The 8,477-nt window shown below is 66.2% G+C and carries 7 protein-coding genes; all 7 read left to right on the plus strand.

Translation table 11 applies throughout. The annotated features are described in order from the left end of the window. A partial coding sequence (locus tag VFG33_RS29690; RefSeq protein WP_325056289.1) for a DUF2961 domain-containing protein occupies nt 1-3,017 on the plus strand: 3,017 nt, incomplete at its 5' end. Further along, on the plus strand, nt 3,014-4,660 hold the full coding sequence (locus tag VFG33_RS29695; protein ID WP_325056290.1) for a family 43 glycosylhydrolase: 1,647 nt from the start codon (nt 3,014-3,016) through the stop codon (nt 4,658-4,660). The genes VFG33_RS29690 and VFG33_RS29695, both read left to right, overlap by 4 nt. An 11-nt stretch (nt 4,661-4,671) precedes the next feature. Next, a complete protein-coding gene (locus VFG33_RS29700) occupies nt 4,672-5,208 on the plus strand; it encodes an isochorismatase family protein (protein WP_325056291.1) in 537 nt (178 codons plus the stop codon). 31 nt (nt 5,209-5,239) lie between these two features. Then, nucleotides 5,240-5,473 (plus strand): hypothetical protein, encoded by a 234-nt coding sequence (locus tag VFG33_RS29705; RefSeq protein ID WP_325056292.1) that lies wholly within the window; start codon nt 5,240-5,242, stop codon nt 5,471-5,473. A 305-nt stretch (nt 5,474-5,778) separates the two neighbouring features. Beyond that, nucleotides 5,779-6,144 carry a hypothetical protein gene (locus VFG33_RS29710; RefSeq protein ID WP_325056293.1) on the plus strand — a complete coding sequence of 122 codons (366 nt, stop codon included), beginning with the start codon at nt 5,779-5,781 and terminating at the stop codon, nt 6,142-6,144. 11 nt (nt 6,145-6,155) lie between these two features. After that, nucleotides 6,156-7,169 (plus strand): phosphate ABC transporter permease subunit PstC, encoded by a 1,014-nt coding sequence (gene pstC, locus VFG33_RS29715; RefSeq protein WP_325056294.1) that lies wholly within the window; start codon nt 6,156-6,158, stop codon nt 7,167-7,169. 102 nt (nt 7,170-7,271) lie between these two features. Next, nucleotides 7,272-8,369, plus strand: a complete 1,098-nt coding sequence (gene pstA / locus VFG33_RS29720; protein ID WP_325056295.1) for a phosphate ABC transporter permease PstA — start codon at nt 7,272-7,274, stop codon at nt 8,367-8,369. Nucleotides 8,370-8,477: the final 108 nt, after the last annotated feature.

An 8,477-nucleotide genomic window follows, 5' to 3' on the forward strand; every position in this document is an offset into this window, starting at 1 on the left:
GCGTCCGGACCAAGCAGTTCTCCAGCTTCGGCCGCGACGGCACCAACAACGACGGCTTCGACGGCAAGTACTCCTGCCTGCGGACCGGCCCGTCCGGCTGTGTCCTGGCCGAAGATGCCGGTCCCGGGGAGATCGCGTCGATCTGGTTCACCCGAGACGAAGGCGATGTCCGCAAGACCGGCACCATCACCATCGAGCTCGATGGGAAGAAGGTGCTCGACGCCGACCTGCAGGATGTCGTCGACGGCAAGCTCGGCGCACCCTTCGTCTACCCGCTGGTCGCGAACGCCCTGCAGAGCAGCGGCGGTGTCTATCTCCGAGTGCCGATGCCGTACCGCAGTTCGATGCGGGTGACCGTCCAGAACAACCCGCTCTTCTACCACGTCGACTACCGCGAGTTCCCCGATGCAACAGGCATCGCCACCTTCGACCCGACCGACAAGGCCGAGGATGTCGTCGCCCTGCTGACGGCCTCCGGCAGCACGGATCCCAAGCCGGCCAACCCGGCCGCGAAGACCACCGCCAAGCCGGTGAACCTTGCCCCCGGCAAGCAAATGACGTTGTCCGACAGCTACGGTCCCGGTGAGCTCAGCGCGCTCCGCCTGAAGCTGCCGCAGCTCGTCGGTCTCGACCTGAAGTCGTTCGCCGACGACGGCCGCGCATTCGTCGGCGGCAGCCAGTTCACGGTCAAGCTCGACCCGGCCAACAGCGGCGTGAAGCTGACCAGACGGATGGACCTGCGGATCGGCAACCAGCGCGCGAGGATCTTCGTCGACGGCACCCAGGTCGGCGAATGGGCTCCGCTGAAAGCCGCCGGCGCCCAGTGGCACGACCAGACGGTCGACCTGCCGGCGAGTGCGACCGCGGGCAAGTCGCAAATCACCATCCGCAACGAGTTCATCTCCTCGGATCTCGACTTCAACGAGTTCACTTACTGGGCGGACTCGATCGTCGGCGGTACCGCGAAGCGCACCGACACCCTCGACGTCGGCCAGAACCACCGCGCCGACGAGCAGGCCCACGGCTACTCGATCACCCAGGAGCGGTGGAACGGTCAGCACTCGATGCCGTACGCCGCGACGCCGGCGGATGCGGAACGCGTCAAGTCCTCGGATGCGCTGCTCGCCGGGGTCCGGGTCCAGGTGACGGTCGACGGTAAGAAGCGGGTGGACGCCCCGCTCGGGGAGTTCTTCGGCTCGGGCCTCGGCGAGAACGACGTGCGCTCGCTCTTCTTCGCGATGGACCCGGCCGGCTGGTACTCCGCGTGGTGGCCGATGCCCTACCTCGCACGGGCCACAGTCACCCTGGTGAACCCAACGCAGTACGGGCTGAAGGGGCAGGCGGAGGTCACGGCGGCTCGGGATCACCAGGCCGCGATCGACCTGGTGACGGGCAAGAGCGGCTACTTCACGGCGATCTCGCACCGCGCGGAGCCCGTGTTCGGCAGCGACTGGACGATCGCCGACACCACCGGTCGCGGCAAGCTCGTCGGCGTCTCGCAGACCATGGAAGGGCTGCAGCCGGACGGCAACACCCGCGGGTATCTCGAGGGCGACGAGCGCGTGTACGTCGACGGCGAGCGCACCCCGGCGATCCACGGCACCGGCACCGAGGACTACTACGAGTCCGGCTGGTACTTCAACCAGGGCACCTATGCCACGCCGTTCCACGGCAACTCCGGCCACGAGGTACAGGCGGGTGAGTGCAAGTACGAGTGCGACAGCGCGTTCCGCCTGCACATCACCGACTCGATCGGCTACCAGAACCAGCTGATCTTCGGGATCGAGCACGGCCAGCAGAACGACCACCCGGCGATCTACGGCTCGACAGCTTTCCTGTACTCCGCGGCGCAGTTCGGCGCGAGGGAGACCGACAGGATCGACACCGGCTTGGCCACAAGTCGTCAGCAGCATTCGTACTCCGACGCCGGGACGCAAGCAGAGCTGACCTCGGTCTACGAAGGAGACCACGACGACACGGTCCTGACTGACCAGGTTCGCTCGACGACCCAGCCAATCCGGTTCACCGTGAAGGTGGATCCGATCAACCGGGGCGTGACGTTACGTCGTACCAGTGATCAGAACGTGGCGTGGCAGTCGGCCAAGGTGGTTGTCAACGGCAAGGAGGTCGGGACCTGGTTGCAGCCGCTGGGCAACGATCGCCAGCGCTGGCTCGACGACGACTTCCAGCTTCCCGCAGCTCGGACCTTCGGCCGGAGCATGCTCACCATCGAACTCCGCCCGACCCCAGGTCCCGCCTGGACAGCGGCCGGCTACACCGTCCACTCCCTAGTCCTCCCGTACGCCGATCGGCGGGCTCCGGCGCCGGTGCAGAACCTCACGGCGACGGGTCGGACCGACAACGCGATCGCGCTGAACTGGTCCGACAGCGCGGACGAGAGTGGCATCGCGGAGTACAAGGTCTACGGGGCGACCGCAGGCGGTGCGGAGAAGCTGGTCGGCAGCAGCAGGAGCCCGGGCTTCCTGCACAAGGGGATCGGCCTGCACCAGACCTGGCGCTATTGGGTTGTGGCAGTTGATCTAGCCGGAAACCAGAGCGGCAAGTCCGCTGCAGTGGAGGCAACCTCGGGCAGCACGCTCAGGGTCGAAGCCGAGTCGCTGTTGCCGGCGGTGTCCGCGACAGTCCCGGCCGATCCACAGGGGAGTTGCTGCGGCGTGAGTTGGTCGGGCGGAAGTCAGCTCTGGATCCACGGGACCAAGGCCGGTGACAAGGTGGTCCTCGAATTCGCAGTACCGACCGCCGGGACCTACCACCTGTCGACGGTGCTCACTAAGGCGGCTGACTACGGGATCGCGCAGATCGGTGTCGACGGCAACACCCCGGTGACCTTCGACGGCTACGCCGCAGCTGGGGTGTCGACCGAGAACGTTGACCTGGGCAACGCCGTACTTACTGCCGGCAAACATCAGCTCAGCATCACCGTGACTGGGAAGAACCCCGCCGCGATCGGCTATCTCGTTGGTGTCGACCTCCTCGATCTGGAGCTGAACTCATGACGTGGGCGACGAAGGTCCTAGCGATGGTGATGGTGGCCGCCGTTCTCGCTGTGCAATCACTCCCGGCGAGCGCCGGTGGTATCCGGAGCGTGCCGTTCGTTCAGGTCGATCGAGTAGTTGCTGCAGGCAAGTTCGTGAAGGTCTATGACCCGAGCGTGGGGGAGACGAGTCCGTGGTACTACAACGATCACACGCTCGTTCAGGACCGGAAGACCGGCACCTGGCACGTCTACGCCATCACCCATGCCGAGCCGGCCGACCCGCTCGACGAGAAGAGTTTCGGCCACGCTACCGCGCCCTCGCCGAACGGACCGTGGACGAAGCAGCCGCCGGCGCTGTTCGCCGATCCGGCGGCAGGGGAGAGCCACATCTGGGCGCCGTATGTGATGTACGACGCCGGTACCTATTACATGTTCTACGCCGCCGGGACGCCCGACCACACGGCGTACCGGATGCATCTCGCGACCTCGACGGATCTGGTGCACTGGACGAGGGATGCGGCGAACCCCCTGTTCACCGACGGGTTCGACGGCCGCGATCCGATGGTGCAGAGGGTCGGCAACCAGTGGGTGATGTACTACACGGCGAACTCGACGCCTGCCGGTGGGAACCACCTCGTTGCCTACCGCACCAGTTCCGATCTGCGGCACTGGAGTGAGCGTAGGGTCGCGTTCCAGCATCCACAGACCGGGACGTTCGGCGGGCCGACCGAGTCGCCGTACGTGGTGCAGCGCGGCAGCGATTGGTATCTCTTCATCTGCTGCGACGGGGGCTATGAGGTCACCAAGGTCTACAAGAGCAAGGACCCGCTGCAGTTCACCATCGACCAGCAGGTCGGAACAATTTCTGCCCACGCGGCCGAGGTGGTCCAGGACGGCAGCAAGTGGTACGTCACCGGTGCTGGCTGGGGCAAGGGCGGGCTGTTCATCGCACCGCTCGACTTCAGCACTTTGCAGGTGACGCGGGGTCGGGTTATCAGTACGAAGTACTACCGGGCGACTGTGCAGACAACGCCGCGGGCGGCACTCACCTCACTCGAAGTGGACCCGTCCGGCCATAGCCGCTACCGGCCGGGACTTGACTCCTCGTCCCGCTCCACCGCGCCCTATCTCGCGGTCGGGAACTTCGGGGCCACCGATACGGCAGGTGCCGCGGCGAGGGTCGATGCTCGCGGCAACAGTCTCAAGTTGCGAGGAATCCGTTTCAACGACGAACCTGTGACGGTCGACTGGTCCTTCGCGTTCGGCCCGAAGACGTTCGACACCAGCCTGCGATGGCACGTCAACGGAAGCACGACGGCCCCTGTCTGGGAGGTCGCGCTCAACGTCGACTCGGCGTTGCCGAACCTGGGCGACCCGGGTGGATTCGAGCGCAACGGCGATGTGTCCGGACTGCCCGCTTGGTCGATGGCGACCGGACCCGGACTGAGCCTCGTCACCGCCTATCGGCAAGGATCGGCGTGGGCTGAGGACAACCACTGGTACGACCCGCAGAACGGCGCCGTCGCGTGGCAACCACTCTGGCAACCCGGCGGACGCCCGCTTCCGCAAGGCTCGTACGACGGCGGTCTTTGGCGCTTCGGCTTCTCTCCGATCGAGAAGGACACCACGTTCGCGAATCACCTGGCGAATGACCTGGGCTAATCTCGGAAAACGTGACCACACTGCAGCTGGAACCCCGCCGTACTGCCTTGGTGCTGATCGATCTGATGCCGCGCATCATCGCGCTCGAGACGGCGCCGTTGTCCGGCCGGGAAGTGCTGGAGCGGTGTGTCGCGCTGGCTGACGCGACCAGATCCGTGGGTGGGCTGGTCGTTCATGTCCGGGTCGAACGCCCCGGGCTCGGCGTACAGCCCGGGGGAAGCGAACTGGCGCCCGAACTCGCCCCGCAGCCGGGTGACGTGGAGATCGTGAAGCGGTCGGTCGGCGCCTTCCACCAGACTGGTCTCGACGACCTGTTGCGCGCCCGCGACATCGGCACGATCGCCCTGGCCGGTATCGCCACCAATTTCGGCGTCGAATCCACCGGCCGGGTCGCCTCCGACGCCGGCTACAGCACGCTCTTCCTGACCGACGCGATGACAGGTCTCGACGGCGCGGCCCACGAATTCGCCGTCACGTACATCTTTCCCCGCTTCGGCGCGACCTGCACGGGAACCGAATACATCTCCGCCCTGAGCCCGCCCCACTGACATCGAGTCCTTAGGCACCTACCGTCAGGAGATGAGCAGGTTCTCGAGGGCGGCGCTGACGGCCGTGGTCGTCGTGCTTGCGCTCGCGCCGGTAACAGGTGCGACCCAATGCACAGATCCAGGGGAGTGCGTGAACACGCTCTCCACGTTCTGGAACCTGCCGCTGGGCTCGTCGGAGCCCCTGGCCTGGATCCCGGCACTGCTGCTTGCTGGCGTAGCGGCTGTCTTCGTCTTCCGAAGGTCGAAGAAGAAGAAGCGCACCTAACGCGTCTGCGGGTCCAGGGACCACCTCGCACGACTATCGGACCACCGCTCGCCGGATGCAGGATGGATAGGGCACACTCCCAGTGAGGAGACCCTCGCACTCAGATATGTTCTGACAAATTCGGCCGAAAGAATTCCCGTTTCCGCGCCGGATTGCTGTGCAAAGTCGCACTAGTTGAATGTTTGTTTCCTTCGCGGCCGATTCTCTGGTGTGTTCATGCACCGCTTCGGTTCGGTTCACCACGCGTTGTCCCCACCTGGTCACTCTCCAGAGGCAATCACTCTGGGGGAGAGATTGGGAGGGCAATGACGGTGGGGGTGCGGATGCAGTTCCTGGACGATCCGCGAGGAGGGCAACGCCGATGGCGGCTGTTGTCCGGCAACAACCGGCCGCTGGCGATGGGCCGGAGTGGAACCCGGCCGCCACGAGAGGAACTGGCCGCAGTACGGCGCCTGGTGCGTGAGGCGGAACCCAGGCTGAGCAGGGATTCAGCCGGTCGGTGGCGGTGGGAACTCTCGGCCGCGGGTGGTCCAGAGGTTCGCTGTCCCGGGGTGTTCGCCCGCCGGATCGACGCGCACAGGGCGTTCCATCGATTCACCCAGGCGGTCGAGCAGGCAGAGCTGACGTCGGCGCAGATGCCGGTACCGATCCAAAGAGAGCTGGGCAGGTGAACGGATCCGCCATGCAGGACCCCGCGGTCACGGAACCGGTCGTACCAGAGACCCTTGTACCGCGGCGCCTCCGCGCGTCGCTCACCTTGTCCGACCGGATCTTCCGGTGGGTGGCCCGGGGCGGCGGCGCGCTGGTGCTGCTCATCACCGGAGGCATCGGCGTCTTCCTTGCGTACCAGGCGAAACCAACACTGGACGCCTACGGCTGGAAGTTCTTCACCGAGCAGTCGTGGAACCCCGAGGCGAACCAGATCGGTGTCGCGGCGGTGCTGTTCGGCACCATCGTGATCGCCACCATCGCGATCGCCATCTCGTTCCCGGTGGCGCTGGCGACCGCGTTGTTCATCTCCGAGTGGGCGCCCCGCGGGTTGAAGAAGTCGCTGGTGGCCCTGGTCGACCTGATGGTCGCGGTGCCGTCGATCGTCTACGGCCTGTGGGGCTTCTTCCTGCTGCAGCCGCAGATCATCCATCTGTCTCGCTGGATCACCGACTGGTTCGGCTGGATCCCGGTCTTCAAGGTCGACACCGACCCGGACGCGGCGATCTTCGACGGCGCGACATACGCGTCGTCGGCGTTCATCGCCGGCATCGTCGTCGCGATGATGGTGATGCCGATCGCCTGCGCGGTGATGCGCGAGGTGTTCGACCAAACCCCGCCGGGCGAACGGGAAGCGGCCCTCGCGCTGGGCTCCACGAGTTGGGGTGTGGTGCGGGCGGTCGTGCTGCCGTTCGGCCGCGGCGGCATCATCGGCGGCACGATGCTCGGTCTCGGCCGGGCGCTCGGCGAGACGATCGCGGTGGTGATGATCGTGTCGCCGCTGTTCGAGATCAACTGGCACGTCCTGCAGTCCGGCTCGATCACCATCTCGTCGATGATCGCGCTCCGGTACGGCGAGGCGTCGGGCTCGCAGTTGAACGCCCTGATGGCCGCCGGCCTCGTCCTGTTCATCATCACGCTGATCGTCAACCTGATCGCGGGATTCGTCGTGTCCCGCAGCCGTAGCGGCGCCGGAACGGAGATCTGAACCGCCATGAGGACACTGCCCCCGTCGCAGAGCCCGTTCGCTCCGCAGCCGCCCGGGTCCGGAACGACTCACCTGCCACCTCCCTCGACGAGTAACACCCCGGTGAACGGCGTGCCGGTCGGGGATGGGCCGCTCGAGCCCGAGGCGCCGCCGGAACCCGAGCGCCGCAAGCTCCGGGTCGTCGACGTCGAGGATCGCGCCTGCCTGATCGGTTCGCTGCTGGCCGGGTTGTCCCTGACCTGGGTTCTCTACAGCCGGATCCTGCCGACCGAGGGAACGCTCGGGTTCATCGTCTGCTGGTGGCTTTTCTTCACCGCGTTCTACACGCTCATCACCGGATTGCGCCGCGGCCGGGTGGTGCTCGCCGACCGATTCGCGGTGATCCTCGCGCACAGCATCGCGGGCCTGGTCGGCATCGCCCTGGTCAGTGTCATCGGCTACACCTTGATCCGGGGCATCCCTGCCTTGTCGCATTGGAACTTCTTCAGTTCGGACCTGCGAACGGCAGGACCACTCGAGCCGTTGACGGCCGGCGGCGCCCTGCATGCCCTGGCCGGCACGATGATCCAGATCGGGATGGCGATCGCTGTCACCCTGCCGCTCGGGATCCTCTGCGCCGTCTATCTGACCGAGGTCGGCGGCCGGGCCTCGAAGCTGGTCCGCTCGGTGGTCGAGGCGATGACCGCCCTCCCGTCGATCGTGGCCGGGCTGTTCGCGTACGTCGTCCTGCTGATCGGTTTCGGCATGCGGTTGTCGGGGTTCGTCGCGGCGATGGCGATCTCGGTGATGATGCTGCCGATCATCGCGCGATCGTCGGAAGTGGTGCTGCGGTTGGTGCCCAACGGTTTGCGGGAGGCCTCGCTCGCGCTTGGGGCGACGCAGTGGCGCACGGTGTGGTCAGTGGTACTGCCGACCGCCCGGCCCGGTCTGGCCACCGCACTGGTGCTCGGAACCGCCCGTGGCATCGGGGAGACCTCGCCGGTGCTGCTGACGGCCGGCTACACGACGTACCTGAATCTCAATCCGTTCTCGGGGCCGATGACCTCGCTGCCGTTGTTCACCTTCAAGATGTCGCAATCGCCTGAGGACAACTACATCAGCCGCGCTTTCGGTGCGGCCGCACTGCTGCTCGTCCTGGTGCTGCTGCTCTTCGCCTTCTCCCGCTGGATGGCCGGTCGTGGCCGGTCCGGAGCACGCTAAACCCGTCCGCCTTTGAGAGGAAATATCATGCGACGACCGACCTCCCCTACCGGGCGTCGGCACCGCAACCCTGTGCCCCTGAAGTTCGGGGCCATTGTGCTGGCGCTG

This window comes from Kribbella sp., from assembly GCF_035687465.1.
Lineage (GTDB): Bacteria > Actinomycetota > Actinomycetes > Propionibacteriales > Kribbellaceae > Kribbella.